General features: G+C 48.2%; 19 protein-coding genes. 12 read left to right on the forward strand and 7 right to left on the reverse strand.

What is annotated here, in order from left to right:
* The first annotated feature begins 59 nt into the window (after positions 1-59).
* From B5P39_RS09990 to B5P39_RS10015, 7 genes are all read left to right on the forward strand, one after another.
* Positions 60-377, forward strand: a complete 318-nt coding sequence (locus B5P39_RS09990) for a hypothetical protein (RefSeq protein ID WP_088211396.1) — start codon at positions 60-62, stop codon at positions 375-377.
* A 165-nt stretch (positions 378-542) separates the two neighbouring features.
* Positions 543-716, forward strand: a complete 174-nt coding sequence (locus B5P39_RS24670) for a hypothetical protein (RefSeq protein WP_176399889.1) — start codon at positions 543-545, stop codon at positions 714-716.
* A 122-nt stretch (positions 717-838) separates the two neighbouring features.
* Complete coding sequence (locus tag B5P39_RS09995; RefSeq protein WP_088211397.1) at positions 839-1,441, forward strand: DJ-1/PfpI family protein; 603 nt, start codon at positions 839-841, stop codon at positions 1,439-1,441.
* 31 nt (positions 1,442-1,472) lie between these two features.
* Entirely contained in the window at positions 1,473-1,784 is a 312-nt protein-coding gene (locus B5P39_RS10000; RefSeq protein ID WP_088211398.1) for a cytoplasmic protein, read from the forward strand.
* 179 nt (positions 1,785-1,963) lie between these two features.
* Positions 1,964-2,719, forward strand: a complete 756-nt coding sequence (locus B5P39_RS10005) for a sulfite exporter TauE/SafE family protein (RefSeq protein ID WP_088211399.1) — start codon at positions 1,964-1,966, stop codon at positions 2,717-2,719.
* A gap of 219 nt (positions 2,720-2,938) precedes the next feature.
* Positions 2,939-3,295: a hypothetical protein gene (locus B5P39_RS10010; protein WP_088211400.1), complete on the forward strand. Its 357-nt coding sequence runs from the start codon at positions 2,939-2,941 to the stop codon at positions 3,293-3,295.
* Positions 3,296-3,329: 34 nt separating this feature from the next.
* Positions 3,330-3,755, forward strand: a complete 426-nt coding sequence (locus B5P39_RS10015; protein WP_441347612.1) for a GNAT family N-acetyltransferase — start codon at positions 3,330-3,332, stop codon at positions 3,753-3,755.
* Between the two features lie 74 nt (positions 3,756-3,829).
* Here the strand turns inward: B5P39_RS10015 and B5P39_RS10020 are convergent, their stop codons facing one another.
* The 4 genes from B5P39_RS10020 to dapA form a co-directional block, all read right to left on the reverse strand.
* Positions 3,830-6,925 (reverse strand): efflux RND transporter permease subunit, encoded by a 3,096-nt coding sequence (locus B5P39_RS10020; RefSeq protein WP_088211401.1) that lies wholly within the window; start codon positions 6,923-6,925, stop codon positions 3,830-3,832.
* Positions 6,922-8,004 (reverse strand): efflux RND transporter periplasmic adaptor subunit, encoded by a 1,083-nt coding sequence (locus tag B5P39_RS10025; RefSeq protein ID WP_088211402.1) that lies wholly within the window; start codon positions 8,002-8,004, stop codon positions 6,922-6,924. Before B5P39_RS10025 ends, B5P39_RS10020 begins: the two co-directional genes overlap by 4 nt.
* A gap of 369 nt (positions 8,005-8,373) precedes the next feature.
* The gene (gene bamC, locus B5P39_RS10030; RefSeq protein WP_088211403.1) at positions 8,374-9,471 is read right to left on the reverse strand and encodes an outer membrane protein assembly factor BamC; all 1,098 of its coding nucleotides are present in this window, start codon (positions 9,469-9,471) and stop codon (positions 8,374-8,376) included.
* A 3-nt stretch (positions 9,472-9,474) separates the two neighbouring features.
* Positions 9,475-10,359 (reverse strand): 4-hydroxy-tetrahydrodipicolinate synthase, encoded by an 885-nt coding sequence (dapA, locus tag B5P39_RS10035; protein WP_011716687.1) that lies wholly within the window; start codon positions 10,357-10,359, stop codon positions 9,475-9,477.
* A 172-nt stretch (positions 10,360-10,531) separates the two neighbouring features.
* On the opposite strand from dapA, the gene B5P39_RS10040 reads away from it, so the two are divergent.
* On the forward strand, positions 10,532-11,083 hold the full coding sequence (locus tag B5P39_RS10040; protein ID WP_011716686.1) for a glycine cleavage system protein R: 552 nt from the start codon (positions 10,532-10,534) through the stop codon (positions 11,081-11,083).
* 3 nt (positions 11,084-11,086) lie between these two features.
* Positions 11,087-11,554 carry a thioredoxin-dependent thiol peroxidase gene (gene bcp, locus B5P39_RS10045; RefSeq protein WP_088211404.1) on the forward strand — a complete coding sequence of 156 codons (468 nt, stop codon included), beginning with the start codon at positions 11,087-11,089 and terminating at the stop codon, positions 11,552-11,554.
* 180 nt (positions 11,555-11,734) lie between these two features.
* On the opposite strand, the gene B5P39_RS10050 is transcribed toward bcp, so the two are convergent.
* A complete protein-coding gene (locus B5P39_RS10050) occupies positions 11,735-12,349 on the reverse strand; it encodes a LysE/ArgO family amino acid transporter (protein WP_088211405.1) in 615 nt (204 codons plus the stop codon).
* A 112-nt stretch (positions 12,350-12,461) separates the two neighbouring features.
* On the opposite strand from B5P39_RS10050, the gene B5P39_RS10055 reads away from it, so the two are divergent.
* Complete coding sequence (locus B5P39_RS10055; protein WP_088211406.1) at positions 12,462-13,379, forward strand: LysR family transcriptional regulator ArgP; 918 nt, start codon at positions 12,462-12,464, stop codon at positions 13,377-13,379.
* A 117-nt stretch (positions 13,380-13,496) separates the two neighbouring features.
* Here the strand turns inward: B5P39_RS10055 and B5P39_RS10060 are convergent, their stop codons facing one another.
* The gene (locus B5P39_RS10060) at positions 13,497-14,597 is read right to left on the reverse strand and encodes an AI-2E family transporter (RefSeq protein WP_088211407.1); all 1,101 of its coding nucleotides are present in this window, start codon (positions 14,595-14,597) and stop codon (positions 13,497-13,499) included.
* 208 nt (positions 14,598-14,805) lie between these two features.
* Positions 14,806-15,039, reverse strand: a complete 234-nt coding sequence (locus B5P39_RS10065) for a sulfurtransferase TusA family protein (protein ID WP_088211408.1) — start codon at positions 15,037-15,039, stop codon at positions 14,806-14,808.
* Between the two features lie 112 nt (positions 15,040-15,151).
* On the opposite strand from B5P39_RS10065, the gene B5P39_RS10070 reads away from it, so the two are divergent.
* Positions 15,152-16,621: a beta-barrel assembly-enhancing protease gene (locus B5P39_RS10070; protein ID WP_011716680.1), complete on the forward strand. Its 1,470-nt coding sequence runs from the start codon at positions 15,152-15,154 to the stop codon at positions 16,619-16,621.
* A gap of 111 nt (positions 16,622-16,732) precedes the next feature.
* Positions 16,733-17,083, forward strand: a complete 351-nt coding sequence (gene arsC / locus B5P39_RS10075; RefSeq protein ID WP_088211409.1) for an arsenate reductase (glutaredoxin) — start codon at positions 16,733-16,735, stop codon at positions 17,081-17,083.
* Positions 17,084-17,108 lie beyond the last annotated feature (25 nt).

Here is a 17,108-nt window from a genome sequence, read left to right on the forward strand (position 1 = left end):
TTAGCAAAAACTAAGCAGCTATCACATTGTTAACACAGCTAAAGAAGGGAGAATGCTTAGTGAAATTTCCTATTAGATTCACTTATGACGAAAGCGTTGTACTTTCACTGGGCGCAATACTGTGGGTTGAAGCAATCATCGGCTTATATGGTATTGGCATCTATTTAATTGGTACCTCGCCAAATGCCCACGAAGGCATAATATTAGCGGCTGGCATGTGGTTTTATTCCCTATTTTTTCAGATCCCCTACGCGTTCTTTTTATATAAGTATTGGTACAACACTCGCCCCCTAATAAAACAGCTAACCGTCATATCCATCCCAATATTATGGTTTCTTTATTTTTATCCAACTTATCAAGGGCTAAATGTTGTTTAAGGTCCATCATTTTAAAACCTATTAACTGAAAGCAATCGATTTACTCGCCTACAGGTGCTGAATCATTGTTACCAAAAGATGTTTTAACTCTTTAGCACCCAAATTAGCGATCTTAAGCACAGTTACGGTAAACTCGCCGCAGCCTAAATAGTAAGGACGCTCAAGTTGTTAGCTAAATTCCTCAATAAGCGCAGCCGCAAATATATGCGTGATCATGCTGCAACGACAGGGTTCCAGCGGATTGAAGATGCGGCCGATGAAGTGTTAAGAAAGACATTAACCAGAATGCAAAGCCAAGATCTTAATGCCCATGCTATTTTTGCCATGCGGCTCCCATAGTTAAGTGCTGGTTAACATATTGATTAACCATGCATTCCAATAACCCCATATTGATAACCCCTGACTTAAGGCTGAGCCTATTCAAGCCTTAAGTCATCCCAATGCAAACGAGAGGACAAAGGATGTACCAGATTGCGATTGTGATATTTGATGAATTTACCGATATCGATTTCTTTTTAATGCGCGATATTCTCGGCCGCACAACAACCGATTGGACAGTCAAAGTGCTCGGAACCAAACCTAGCCACAGGTCGAGTTTGGGGATGACGGTAGAAACCGATGGTCATGTCGCGCAAGTCGCCGATGCTGACGTAGTATTATTCAGCAGTGGTTACAAAGGCGTACCTGCCGCACTTGCGGATCCTGAGTTTATGTCGGCCCTTAAATTAGATCCCGCACGGCAATTGCTTGGCAGTATCTGCGCAGGATCATTCTTCTTTGCCAAGTTAGGCTTACTCGACAATATCTCGGCAACAACGCACCCCGATGCCAAACCCGCATTGGTGGCCATGGGCGTCGATGTAGAAGACTCTGCTCTGGTGGTCAATGGCAATATTGCCACTGCGGGAGGTTGTCTGTCCTCACTCTATTTAACGGGTTGGGTTGCGGAGCGTTTATTTGACAGTGCAAAGCGCCGCGAAATTCATCGGCAACTAATCCCAGCAGGCCAAGCCGATGTGTTTGACGCTTTAATCGAGTCGTCTATTGCCTCAGCCATTCGCTAACATAGTGCCTCAGGATAAAAGGGCTTCAATAATGACACTCAAAGCACTCCTTAATCAGTTAAAAACCGAACACAAGCTCACCAGCGCAGCCGAACTTGCAGCGCTATTGGCGCAAGATGAGGCGCTAATTCAGCAGATCAAACAGGCGGATGCGCAGTATTGGGTCAACTTTAGCAAGCAGACCTTTGATGGTTGGTACTGCGTCACTACGCCATCGAATGCCAGTTACCATGTGTACTATCAAGAGCGTGGGCAACATTGCTGGGGAGAAGAGGTATTTAGCGATCAACATTTGGCAATTGCTGCGGTGATTTTTGAGTCAGGGCTGTTTCACGCTGAATAAAGGCATCAATGCCAAGGCTTTCTATTTAAACCCGATTCAGACCCCATAACAAAGCCATCAATCTGCCGCTACTTAGCAATATTGATGGCTTTTCATCTGAGTGACTTACTGTTAAGGTGATGTTTTTATAAGCAATTAACGTTCAGATTGAGCCAGACAATGGCAGCGGAGCATTCACTATGGATTGGTTACTGATCGCCCTCGCAGGTTTACTCGGCGGCATGTTAAATGCGGTGGCGGGCGGCGGCAGCTTTATCACCTTATTTGCCCTTGTGTTTGTGGGCGTGCCACCACTGATGGCCAACGCTACGGGTACCGCTGCCCTGCTCCCCGGCTACCTAGCCAGTGCCTGGCGTTTTCGAAAAGAGATTGAATATCCAGCAAATCTTAACCTAAAAACCCTGTGTTTGATTGCGATAACTGGCGGAAGCCTCGGCGCGGCGATACTGCTAAGTACCAGCGAGCAAGTGTTTGCTTATCTCGTCCCTTGGTTGATTTTGCTGGCCACACTCGCCTTTATCGCCGGACCTTGGTTACTGAAAAAACGCTTAGCGAATGCCAGCGTCCCGCGTGTGAATACCGTCAAGCCACTGACGGCAATGATGATTCTCAGTATTGTCTGTATTTACGGCGGTTATTTTAACGGGGGATTAGGGATTATTTTACTCGCCACCTTTGGGCTTCTCGGGCAAACCCAATTACATGGGATGAACGGACTTAAGAATTTACTCTCCGCCCTACTCACCACCATTGCCGTGGTGATTTACGCCCTAGGAAATCTGATTGACGGGCAATATCTATTACTGCTTGCCATTATGGCGATTATTGGCGGCTATCTTGGCGCCGCGCTGGCTTATCGCATTCCCCAATCCCTGTTGCGGGGTTTTATTGTGCTTGTCGGTTTCGCCATGAGTGTTGGATTTTTTATGCGTTAATGCTTCTGAGTCAGAATGTTCCCTGTAGTAATAGCGGCATATCTCAGGTGATCACAATTAGCGAGCGTCGATTTAAAGCTTCTCATAATAAATCAATTTAACGCTATGAATTAGTTACGCCTTCTGACTTTTCATTTAACCGTAATTTGGTTGAAAATGAGTGCTTTAGGCAGACAGTTTAAATAACAGATACAACAACACTATTAGTGATTTAAAAGTATGAAAACACGATTACCGATGATTATCATAGCTCTCGCTCTCCAGACGGCATATTCAGCCGAGCCGGTAAAAATGTATCTTTCAGAGGATGAACTTCCAACAACATGCATACTGCTCGCACCAGTAAAAGCTTCTGAAAACTATAAAAAAATACGCCGGAATTCAACTTGTCTGGCACAGAACTCATATCAAGAGTTTTTATGCAATGCCAATCTAAAGCCCATGAACTTGGAGGTAATAGCCTACTTAAAACAGGGCATTCATCTTTTCATGGTGCTGATTTTTTCGGTTACACCTGCAACGGCATCGCCTATAAATGCTGAGGTTTATATGACACAACAAATGGTCATGAACTGATAAGCGTTTTTAACATTGGAGTATGTTGAGAGAAATGCTAATAAAAAAAGCACAAATAACCGACCTTAACGCCATGGCTAACTTACTGTTGCAGCTGGGTTATAGTGCCACCGAGGCGCAGTTACAGCAGTATCTCGATGATCCTAAAAGATCCGATGAAATCTATCTCGCCGAGTCTGAGGGAGCCGTGGTTGGGTTGATAAGTTTGATCTTTTTTGATTATTTTCCCTCGCAGCAGCAAATTTGCCGCATTACCGCCTTAGTGGTGGCTGAAGCGAGTCGTGGTTTAGGCGTAGGGACGCAACTGATTGACTTTGCCAAAGGCAGAGCAAGTGAGCTGGGTTGTCGCCAGCTTGAGGTCACTACGTCTATGCGCCGCGAGCAGACCCAAGCCTACTACGAATCTATTGGCTTTGAGAAAACCTCCTTTCGCTATATCCAAGCTATCGAAGGTAAATGAGTAGAGTGTTAACCAAATAAAATAGGCGCTTAAGTTCACTTAAGCGCCTATTTTGGCTAAGCGTTCGCGAGGGATTAATCCTGCGCCAACTCCTTATCTAATTGCTGGGCAATCGCTTCTGGCGAACCACTGTTACGGGCAAAGAGACCGTAGGCGGTTGGGATCACAAAGATAGTGAACAAGGTCGCCAGCATAATGCCCGAAAGCACAACTACACCAATCACGAAACGAGTTTCCGCCCCAGCACCTGCTGCCAATATCAGAGGTACGGCGCCCGCGGCAGTGGTAATCCCCGTCATCAGGATCGGGCGTAAACGCTGACAAGAGGCTTGAATAATGGCGCGGTCAAAATCGACGCCCTTATCCCGCAACTGGTTGGCAAATTCGACGATCAGAATACCGTTTTTCGCCGCAAGACCCACCAGCATAATAATCCCAATCTGGCTGTAGATATTGAGACTCTGGCCCGTAAACCACAGTCCAATCAAGGCGCCAACCGTGGCCAGCGGTACCGTCAGCATGATCACCATAGGGTGAATATAGCTTTCGAACTGCGCCGCTAATACTAGGAATACAATCCCCAGCGCCAGCAGGAACACAAAGTACATTGAGCTGCCAGATTCTTGATAATCAAGGGATTGTCCCTTGTAGCTGATCACCGCTTCCGCAGGCAGATAAGCACGCGCCACTTGATTGAGGTAATCCAGTGCTTCACCTAGGCTATAACCATCCGCCAAGCTGGCTTCGATAGTGATCGCCCGCATACGATTGTAACGATCGAGGGAACTGGCATCGGCAAACTCTTCTACCGTGACTAAGTTCGACAGCGGGATCAGCTCCTTAGTCCGTTCGGAGCGAACATAGATATTTTGCAGATCGGCCGCGGTGTTTTGGTTACTGCGCTCCCCTTCCACAATCACATCATACTCTTCGCCATCACGCATAAAGGTAGTGACTAAACGCGAGCCCAGCATAGATTCCAAGGTGCGACCGATATTGGAAATCGATACCCCAAGGCTGGCAGCCCTGTCCCTGTCGATCACGACTCTAAGCTGCGGTTTGGTCTCTTTATAATCGTGGTCAAGGCCAATCAGTTTAGGATTTTCCGCCGCCTTTTCCATCATAATATCGCGCCAGCGGGCCAACTCTTCGTAGCTTGGTCCACCAATCACAAACTGCACCGGTTTACCCACACCACGACCAAAGGCTTGGCGCATCACAGGGAAAGCTTGCACACCGGCTAAATCCGCGAGGCGCTTGTTAATATCGCCTATCACTTCTTTCATCGGGCGACGTTGTCCCCAATCTTCGAGCACGATAATCGCCATACCGTTAGAGAAGTCGGCGGCGCGGCCAAAGCCACGGGGAGCTCGGATCAACAAGCGCTTAATATCGCCCGAGTCTACCAACGGCATTAAACGGTTTTCCACTTCGTTCATGTAGGATTCGATATATTCATAACTCGCACCCTGCGGCCCGTTCACCATCAAAAATAACGAACCCCGGTCCTCCTGCGGCGCAAATTCCTGCGGCACATTTTGGGCCAGCAGCACACTGCTCGCGAGCGCAATCAAGACTAATACCGACATCAGCACAGGTCTTGCCATCGCCTTCTCAAGCGAGCTTTGATAGCCGCGGGAAATCCCCGTCATAATGCTATCGACCTTACGCACTAACCACGAATCCTGCGACGCGGGTTTAAGCAGCTTTGAGCACATCATCGGGCTTAAGGTTAAGGCCACGATACTGGAGAAGATCACCGCCGCGCTCATGGCCACAGCAAACTCCTTAAAGAGCTTACCTAAGTCCCCTTCGAGGAAAGTGATCGGCATAAATACCGCCACTAGCACTAAGGTGGTGGCGATAACCGCAAAGGCCACCTCACGGGCGCCCAAGAATGCCGCCTTTAAGGGTGAATCGCCTTCTTCGATACGGCGGTGAATGTTTTCCAGCATCACAATCGCATCGTCCACTACCATACCGATGGCGAGGATCATCGCCAGCAGCGTCAACAGGTTGATTGTATAACCTAGGGCATAGAGCACGATAAACGTCCCGAGCAAAGACACGGGCACGGTAATCGCGGGGATTAACATGGCGCGCACGCTGCCAAGGAACAGATAAATCACGATGATCACCAACACCATGGCGGTGAACAGGGTTTGATACACCTCTTTAATCGAGGCTTCGATAAACACTGAGCTGTCGTAGCTACGTTTAATCGACATGCCTGCGGGCAAGGTAGGATTGATTTTATCGACTAAAGCGTTAACAGCACGGGCCACTTCTAAGGTGTTGGCGGTCGACTGTTTCGACACCCCAAGACCAATCATGGCCTCCTTGTTACCGCGGAACATGATGCGCTCTTCTTCTGAGCCAATTTCCACCTTAGCCACATCACCAAGTTTGACTAAGTAACCATCTTCTCCTTGGGAAATCACCAAATTGGCAAAATCCTCGGCGGTGCGATAACTACGCTCTAAACGCACAGTAAAGTGGCGCTCCTTGGACTCGAGCGAACCTGCAGGCAACTCAACGTTTTCAGCCCTTAGCGCGGCTTCAACATCGGCCACAGTGAGGCTTCGGGATGCTAGGGCTTGTCTGTCGAGCCACACGCGCATGGCGTAGACCTTGCCACCACCGATACGGATCATCGACACCCCGTCCACCACGGACAGACGGTCGGATAAATAACGACGGGTGTAATCGGTCAGCTCTAATGTGGTCATTTGATCCGACACTAGGTTGAGCCACATAATCACTTCATCGCCACCGTTGGCTTTTTGTACCTCTGGGGGATCGGCTTCTTCGGGTAAGTTATCTAATAGGCCCGAAATTCTGTCGCGCACATCGTTGGCCGCATCTTCAATGTTGCGGCTGATATCGAACTCTAAGGTCACCTGCGAGCGACCATCGCTGCTCGATGAACTCACATGGCGAATACCTTCGACGCCGCTGATCCTATCTTCAATCAGCTGGGTGATGCGGCTCTCGACCACGGCGGCACTGGCGCCGCGATAGTTGGTTTCAATCGAGACAATCGGCGGGTCGATATTAGGGTATTCCCGCAGCGGTAACTTATCGAATGCCACTAAACCAAAGGCCACCAGCAATAAGCTAATAACCGAGGCAAATACCGGTCGTTTAACGGAAAGATCTGTCAGGATCATACACTTGGCTCCGTATTAGCATCGGAAAGATAGCTAAACTTTTCAGCCAATTCGGTTTTGACCACATCGCCTGGGTGCACTTTGAGTAGCCCGCGGATCACCACATTTTCACCAATCTCTAAACCACCGAGGATTTCGACCCAACCGCGAGTACGAATACCAATGGTGACTTGCTTACGCTCAATCACATTGTCTTTATTGACGCTGTAAACAAAGTGCTTTTTTTGGATCGGGATAATCGCCGACTCTGGCAGCATCAAGGCTTCGCGGCTGCGCTTGATGAGTTTCACCTTCATCAGCATGCCGGGCAGTAAACGTAAATCAGGATTTGGGATTTCGGCGCGCACAATTACGGCGCGAGTGGTTGGGTTTACACGGCTATCGATAGAAATCACTTTGCCTTTAAAGATTTCATCGGGGAACGCCACGGCTTTGGCTTCGACTTGTTTGCCAGGCTGCAGGTCTTGAATAAAACGCTCAGGCACCGAAAAGTCTAATTTAATCTTAGAAATATCATCGAGTGTGGTGATCTCAGTACCCGGAGTCACTAGGCTACCCACACTCACTTGGCGCAGGCCTAAACGGCCATTAAAAGGCGCCACTATGCTGCGATCATTGAGGGATGATTGCGCCTGCTCTAACTCGGCGCGGGTGGTGTCGATTAAGGTTTGCAGGCGGTCACGCTCTAGCTCCGCCACAGTGCGGCTGGTCACTAAAGAGCTGATCCGCGCTAATTCGCGCTGGTTGTCGCTCACCTTCACCTGCGCCACTTTCACTTTGGCTATCTGCTCGGCATTTTGCAGTTGCACCAATAAGTCGCCCTTCTTGACGATATCGCCATCATCAAACTTGAGCGAGGTGACCACATCGGTAACTTTAGGCGTGATAGTGACTGACTCAAAGGCCTTGTTGGTGCCTATGGCTTCGACTTCGTCACGCACTGGGGCCATGGCGGCCGTCGCGATGACCACATTAGGGGTGAGCTTAATTTTAGCTTGCTGCGTCTCTTGGGGTTGCATACTTTGGTATCCAAACCAGCCCGCAGCCAAAATGGCGATGATAATTATGATTTTTTTCATCTGGCTTCCAAATGATGATGACTCGCATTAGTGACGGCTAGTTTACCCACTCGCATCATTGCATCAATACGTTTTACTTTTTCTTACAAATTACGCCAACTGCATAAAATATGTAATAAACGGCGATTCGAGTCAGAAAGGGAAAGATGGATTAAGAATACAGTAGGATAATTGGCATTTTTAGCGAATTGCTTCAACAAATATCAAAATTAAAACCAGTTTATCTAAAACCATGCTTTAAATATTGATATACGCCAGAAATATTCTGAAACATCATTCTGTATAGTTAACGCGCAGGGCGAGCACAGCGGTGCTCAAATGGCAGGCACAAAAAAGGGCGATAAATCGCCCTTTTTGACTGAGATGGGATTAACGCAGTTTGCGCTCTTCTTTCATCAGGCTAGACAATGACTGGTACACATTGGTCACGACTTCATTTGACAGTGGTTGGTCTTCACCGTCGCGCAGCAGGATTTTGGTTTCCTCTGGGCTATCACCGTCTTCCAGCAGTATGCGGTAACTGCCTTCCTTCAGGGCCAATTGCTTGTCGTTCCACAACGAACTCCAGAAACCAGAGTTGTCGGTAAACTTAATGAAGTAAAGCCCCTTGGCGCTGTCCATATCGGCAATTTCAAAGCCCATTTCTGGCAGCACGATACGCAGACGTTCCCACACTTGCTTGTATGGCGCTTTCGCGGACCAGTAAGCGGCACCTTCTTCAGGCGTCACTAGATCCACATTGATCCCTAAGGTCTGCTTCAAACGGTTCGCTTGAATCGCTTGCTCGCGCTTCACACTCATATAAGCGATAGAGCTGTTGAGCATGTCGATGGTGTAACGCTGTTTATCTTCGCTGCTTAACAGGACATCTTGCTCTTTACCATCGTAAAACTCCTGGTGTTCAACCAAGTGAATAACGATATTGGCGGTACGGCCGTGTGGACGAGTTTCTACATCGAAGCGATAGCGTTGACGCAGCAGATACTCTTTATCCGAACCCCAAAGGCTAGACTCCAACACTTCAGTGTTTTCAATCCAATCGGTTTCGATAGTGCCTTTATCGAAATCGCGGTTGCGGATGCTGATGCCTTGCTTAGCAAAGAAACCATCTAAATTAGTGAAGATCTCTTGCTTAAGATCGACGCTGTTATCAATCGATTCAACCACGATCTTAATGTTATCGCTGCCCTCTTCCACGTGCGTGCCTTCTGCCATTGGCAGTACTTGCAGTGGAGGACGGATATCGAGGTTTTTACCAACCAGCGCGGAATTCGCCTTTGGCCCTAAGTTAGGCACTTCAAATTCTTTATTGTATGGCGGTGCTTTTAATCCCTCGGGGATCTTCAGCATTGGCGCTTGCTCGGCCTGCACATAGTCTTCACCGCCGTTTGCTTGGCGACGCTCTAATGGCGAGCTACAAGCTGCAACGGCAGCAACTAGGAACAGTGGGGTGACTTTCTTTAACATTAATTATTTAACCTCTATCTGGGCGCGAGTCATTGCATCTAACAACAGACCATGACATTGCTCAGAAAGTTCAGTCAAAGGTAAACGAATATGGCCACATTCAATCAGTCCCATACGGTGGGCGGCCCACTTCACAGGAATTGGGTTCGCTTCACAGAACAGTGTGCTATAGAGACCACGCAGCGGCTCATCGATGCTCGCCGCTAATTCGGCGTTGCCCGCCAGAGCTGCATCACACATGGCTTTGAATGCTTTTGGCACTATGTTGTTAGCAACCGAAATCACGCCATTACCGCCAAGGAGTAAAAACTCCCTCGCCGTTGCATCATCGCCGCTGTACAACATAAAGTCATTACCGCAAAGCTCACGTAAACGCTGTACGCGTGATACATCGCCCGTGGCTTCTTTAACGCCAATAATATTGCTCACAGCGACCAATTCAGCCACAGTTTCGGGCTTCATGTCGACGGCGGTGCGTCCTGGTACGTTATAGAGAATTTGCGGAATATCCGTGCTCGCCGCGACCGCTTTATAGTGCGCGACTAAGCCCTTTGGCGTGGGTTTGTTGTAGTAAGGTGTCACGCCTAACATGGCGGCAACCCCTACTTTAGATAAAGACTTGGTGAGTTCGATAGCTTCAGATGTCGCATTCGCGCCATTGCCACCAATCACAGGAATACGGCCTGCGGCAAACTTAACCGTTTGCGCGACCACAGTAACGTGCTCATTCATTGGCAGAGTCGCTGACTCGCCGGTAGTGCCCACGGCGACGATGGCGTCTGTGCCTTGGTCAATATGGAATTCGACTAACCTTTCAAGACTTGCAAAATCTACTGAGCCATCACTGTTCATTGGCGTGATTAAGGCTACGATGCTTCCGTTTATCATCTGACTTCCCCAAAATTTCAGGATTCGCTATGGTACTGATGCCAACCATTAATGACAAGCACTAACGGGGCTCTCAAATTGAATTAGTTATGGTAGCATTACATCCCGCACAAAAACTCGGCACTCAGTCTCGAGTTTTCGCTCTATGATATCGAAAAAGTGAGGACAATTCATGACCAATTTCCTGGTCGTAACCGCAATGGGCGTAGACCGTCCTGGACTCGTAAGTAAACTAGCTCGGCTTGCCAGCGACTGTGACTGCGATATCGTCGACAGCCGTATGGCATTATTTGGTAACGAATTTACCTTAATCATGATGTTGTCAGGTTCGTGGGCATCCATAACGAAAATTGAAAGCCTGCTCCCGAGTCTCAGTGTTGAATTAGAACTGATGACAGTGATGAAGCGCACCTCTAAACATACGCCGCAAAACTACCTTTCACGCCTTGAAGTGCGCTTTACCGGTAAGGATCAGCGCGGCACCATGAAGCTTATCACCCAGTTCCTCGCCGACCGTTCCTTAGACTTAGCCGCAGTACGCTCTTTCTCTGAAGAACTCGACAACGGTGAGCAAACCCAGACGATTTCGTTAACCATCAATATTCCTGAAAAAGTTGAACTAGAAAAGCTCGAAAAGAGTATCTATCAACTCTCTGAAGAAATGGCACTGGATTGCACCATTAGACGCATGGAAGGCACCACCTCAAGAAGCGATAGAGGATAATTGATGAACACATTAACCGCTGGCGCGAAAGCGCCACTATTTACCCTTCAAGATCAACAGGGTAATGCAGTTTCCCTACAAGAATGCTTAACGCGCGGCCCGGTTTTAGTCTACTTTTACCCTAAGGCTTCAACCCCTGGCTGCACAGTGCAAGCCTGTGGTTTACGTGACAGCAAAACCGAACTGGACAGCCACAAAGTGACCGTACTTGGCATTAGTCCTGATCCCGTGGCTAAATTAGCTAAGTTTGCAGAAAAACAGTCGCTTAACTTTACCCTGCTCAGCGATGAAGACCACAGCGTGGCCGATGCCTTTGGCGTGTGGGGCGAGAAAAAGTTTATGGGCAAAATCTACGACGGTATCCATAGATTGAGCTTCCTCATCAATACTGACGGCACCATTGCCCACGTGTTCGATAAGTTTAAAACCAGCGATCATCACCAAGTCGTGCTGGCGCAAATTGCTGGTTAATTGCGCATTTTAGTGCCGTGTTAATGTCTCACTGCTCAACACCGCGTACAAAAAATTAGCAGTTGAACGCAAAAAGGCCCTTTATCAGGGCCTTTTTTCATGAATAATTTTCAGCTTGCGTCTAAAAATCAACCTGCTTTGTGGAATAAATTCAAGCGGATGCCGCTTAATCACCCAAGATTATGCCAGATAAGGCCACATAATTGCCGCGGCGATGCTCCACATGGTCAACCAAATAAAGCGATCTAAGTATCGCCACGCCGCTGGACGGCTAAATATCGGCGCCAATAAACGCGCACCAAAACTGAGGCTGAAGAACCAAATAAACGAAGCCAGTACCGCGCCCGCACCAAACCAAGGACGATGGGCATCTTCGAACTGAGTACTAATACTCCCCAGCAGCACTACGGTATCTAAATAAAGGTGTGGATTAAGCAGGCTGATCCCAAGCGTGGTCAGCATGGCCTTACGCAAAGTATCGGCATTTTGCGCATTGCCCATCTCCATCCCTTTAGCGACAAACGAGGCCTTAAGTGCATTGGCTCCGTACCAAATCAAAAAGGCGGCACCACCAAAACTGGCCACATGTTTGATAGTCGGGAAGGCTTCGATAATGTGCCCAAGCCCCGCCACACCCGCAGTGATCATTAAGGCATCGATGATTGAACAAAGCAGCGCAATCGGCAAAGGATAAGCTCGCTTAATCCCCTGCTTTAGCACAAAGGCATTCTGCGCCCCTACGGCAATAATCAAACTACCACCAATGCCCATACCTTGTATAAACGCCGTTTGCATAACTACCTCTCATGTCTGAAGAAGGCGCTAGCATAGACAAAACAACAAAATTAATATAACTAATGTTTTTTATGTATCATAAGTAAAATTAATAATTTTAAGGACGGCAATCATGTTGGAATACGCCAATCTTAAAGCGCTTGCGGTTGTCGTCTCCGAAGGTGGCTTCGAGCGTGCCGCCAAAGTGTTGCATATCACCCAATCGGCGGTGTCACAGCGCGTCAGGCAATTAGAAGAACGAGTCGGCCAATCCTTAGTAATCCGCTCAACGCCCGTGGTGGCAACCCCCACGGGTAAACGTCTATTGCGCCACTATTCACAGGTGCAACTACTCGAGAGCGAGTTGAGAGCCGAGTTAGATGCCGATGACCCTAACCATCCCACGACAGTGCGAATTGCTGTCAATGCCGACAGTTTAGCGACATGGTTTTTGCCCGCCTTGGCCGATATGTTCAGCCGCCATGCTTGGCTGCTGGAATTGATTGTCGATGATGAGTCCTACACCCATCACCTACTGAAAAACGGTGAGGCCGTCGGTTGTGTGACCACAACAGCCAACCCCATGGCCGGTTGCAGCAGCGAGTTTTTAGGGACCATGGAATATATGTGTGTCGCCACCCCGGCATTTGCGGCGCGTTATTTTCAATGGGCAGAAAATAACGAAGATGTCGGCGCTCAAATTACCCAAGCACAGCTCGCGAAAGCCCCGGCCGTAGTGTTTTCTACTAAAGATAAAATGCATGAAAAGTATCTCGCCCGGTATTTTCAAATGTTGCCAGGCCAATGGTGGCAACACAGCATTCCCTCATCGGAGAGTTTTTTGGAGGCGATTAACTTAAGTCTGGGTTATGGTTTAGTGGGACACTTACAGGCAAAACCTTTGATAGACAAAGGCATATTGATTGAGCTCACCCCAGAAAAACGCATTCGTGTCCCCCTTTATTGGCAACATTGGAATATAAAAGCCAAGCAAACGACCTTAGTGTATCGTGCCCTCGCCGCCACCGCGCAGCATCTATTACAGCAATGATGAGTGCTGAATAGTTAGTACAACAAACAATAGTTAGTACAAATAGTTAGCGGATAAAAAAACTGAGCACTCAGGCTCAGTTTTGTTTTCTATGAGTTTTTACCTACTGCCATCGGCTTAGGCTTCTGTCGAATCCGCCTTCACCTGCGTTATCGCCACGGGTTCAATCTCGGTTTTCGGCCACGCATTAATCACCGCTTTCACCAAGGAGGCTAATGGAATGGCAAAGAACACGCCCCAAACGCCCCATAAACCACCAAACACCAACACGGCGGCAATGATGATGACAGGGTGTAAATCCACTGCATCGGAAAACAGGATAGGTACCAGCACGTTGCCATCTAACGCCTGAATAATGCCGTAACCTAACATCAAATAACCAAACTCGGAGCTAAAGCCCCACTGGAAGAAGGCCACCAACATGATGGGTAGAGTGACTAAGGTCGCGCCCACATAGGGAATAAGCACCGACAAACCAGTCAACACCCCGAGTAAAGCCGAGTATCTCAGCCCCATAAAGGCAAAGAAGATGTAGCTCGCTACTCCGACAATCACAATCTCAATCACTTTACCGCGGATATAGTTAAAGATCTGCTGGTGCATCTCGAACCATACCTTACGGGCAAGCTGTCGATTAGTAGGGAAAAAACGTTTGCTACCACTGATCAGCTGGTCTTTATCCTTCAGAAAGAAAAACACTAATAAGGGCACTAAAATGGCGTACACCATCAGCACCAATAACGAGGCAGAATAACCAATCAACTGCTTGGCAATATCGAGCAGATGCTGGGTATCTAGCAGTTTTTTAAGCTCGGCGACCATTAAATTGAGCTGCTCAGAGCTGACAAACTGTGGATACTGGGTCGCCAATCCCTGCAAGGTTTGTAATCCCTTGTCGATCATACTCGGCAAATCTGTCATCAGACTCACGCCTTGGCGCCACACGCTCGGGATAAGACCAAAGGTCAGCAGCACCACTATCCCTAAAAACAGCACGAGTACTAAAGAAGCGCCCGTCGTGCGATTAATCCCCAATTTCAGCATTTGCGCCACGGGCCATTCGAGCAAAAAGGCCAGCACTAACGCCACGAGTAACGGCGCTAATAAGCCGCCAGCAAAATACAACACTAGAGCAAGGCCGACGAGAATGGCGAGCAACGTCACCGCCTGAGGATCGCTAAAGCGCTCTTGATACCAACGAGAGAAAAAACTAAACATGAATTCGTTCCAATGAGGTGATTGGCTTTCCGAAAACGCAGGAAAGATGCTTATGCTTTGGTGGTAAACCTTATCGCATCCGTTTTACTGTGTATATGCTTGAAAATCAGTTAACTGCTACCTATGACCGACACGCAAAGGCGAAGTTGCAACCAGCGATGCTAACTGGCCATTTTTACTGCAGCATTGAATCATGCTTTGTGCAGACTTATCCCTGCGATAAATCAACTTTTATGATTAATAACCCTAACTGACTGGCATCATCTTCCAATGTCACAACGGTATGCCCCTGTTTTTTAAAAAACGCGGGAACATCTCGGCGGGAACCTGGGTCTGAGAGTAGGATATGCAAGCTGTCGCCAGCAGACATGGACTTCAAAGCAAGTTTGACCTTAACCAAGGGAATGGGGCAGCGAAATGATGTTAAATCAATAAAAATCATAATGAACTTGCTATGAATGAACTTGGGCTATTATCCTAAGTTGCAACTCAAACTACAAGCTAAGGGCTACCCTCGCCTTAGTTGAGACAATTAAAAGAGATAAAGGATCCACTTGCGTAATTTGACGTTTTTGACCCGATGTAAACCCCTTGCGGCGAGTGTGCTTTCATTAATGTTACTCGGTGGAGCCGCAAAGAGTTTTGCCAACAACGACTTGCCCGACTTGGGCACCGCCGCCGTCAATACCTTCAGCCTAGAAAAAGAAATGGTCTATGGCGATGCCTACATGCGCGTTATTCGCTCATCGGCGCCGATGCTGAACGATCCGGTATTGAGCCAATATTTGACTGAACTGGGCAACAAATTGGTCGCCCACGCCACGGGAGTCAAAACACCCTTTTATTTCTTCTTACTGCAAAACGATGAGATCAACGCCTTCGCCTTCTTCGGCGGCCACGTTGCAGTACACACAGGGCTATTCCTTAACGCCGATAATGAAAGTGAGCTGGCCTCAGTGCTTGGCCACGAAATTACCCACGTGACCCAACGTCATTTGGCGCGCTCCCTCGAAGCGCAGCAAAAAAGTGGTCCAGCGACCGTTGCGGGCTTACTCGGGGCGATTTTATTAACCATCGCCGTTCCTCAAGCGGGGATGGCCGCACTGGCAACCACTCAAGCCATGGCGACCCAGTCAAAAATCAACTATACCCGTCTGCATGAAAAAGAAGCCGATCGGATTGGCATGCAGATTTTGGTCGATGCGGGCTTTGACCCTAATGCGGCCGCCGATTTCTTTGGTAAACTCGCCAGTCGCTACCGTTTTACCACCACGCCGCCGCAAATGTTGCTGACTCACCCATTACCCGAGTCACGGATCTCCGAGGCGCGCGATCGCGCCCACCAGTATCCGCACCGCTATGTGCCGGATAATCTGAACTTCCAGCTCGCCAAAGCCCGTATTCAGGTGCGTTTTTCCAGTTACAGCGACGATGCGGTATTGAGCATGTTTGAAAAGCAGCTCAATAAGCAAACCTACGGCTTTAAAGAGGCCGCCCTCTACGGCAAAGCCTTAGCGCTGTTTAGATTGAAGAAATTTGATGAGTCCGAAAAGATTATCGATGAGCTGTTAAAAATCGATGATAACAACTTGTTTTATATCGATACCAAGACGGATTTACTCAACGAGCGTAAGGATTTTGCTCAGGCGACTAAGTTACTCGAAGCCCAGCGTAAGATGAAACCCACATCGCAGGTGATTAACGCGAACTTAGCCAATATCTATATTGAGGCCGGTGAGCCAGCTAAGGCTATCCCACTGCTGGAAGACATGATTTTCCTCGATAAGCAAAATCAACTGCCCTATCAACTGCTCAATCTTGCCTATAAAAAATTGGGCAATCAGGGCATGGAGTATTTTTCCAATGCTGAGTTAATGGCGCTAGGCGCTAACTATAAGGGCGCTATCGATCAGCTGAACTTTGCCTACCGCGCCTCGGAAGGTAATCCCTTACAGCTGGCACGAATCGAAGCACGTATCCGCCAATTTAAACAAGCGGATAAAGAGATGGATGCCCTGAAGTAAAATAGTCATTTTATCTCTATCCCTTATAATCGCGCCCCGAACACCCTGACGGGGCGCTGTTTTTTCTGCTATCATCCGCGCCATTGTTTTAGCCGATTGAGCATAAGTACTATGACCCAAGCAACGATTTACCATAACCCACGTTGTTCAAAGAGCCGCGAAACCTTAGCCCTACTCGAGCAGCAAGGCTGTGATATCACAGTCGTGGAATACCTTAAGAATCCACCAAGCGCCGCCGATATCCGTGGGATTTTAGCCACTCTCAAACTCAGCGCCCGTGAGTTAATGCGCACTAAGGAAGACGAATATCAAGCACTGGGACTCGCCAATCCGGCATTAACCGAAGAGCAACTTATCGACGCCATGGTCAAGACGCCAAAATTGATTGAACGCCCAATCGTACTGGCCAATCAACAGGCTGCCATTGGTCGTCCACCGGAAAATGTACTGAACATTCTCTAATCTTCGGCCATTTCACCATCATACG

The organism is Shewanella sp. Shew256 (assembly GCF_002196695.1).
Classification (GTDB): domain Bacteria; phylum Pseudomonadota; class Gammaproteobacteria; order Enterobacterales; family Shewanellaceae; genus Shewanella; species Shewanella mangrovisoli.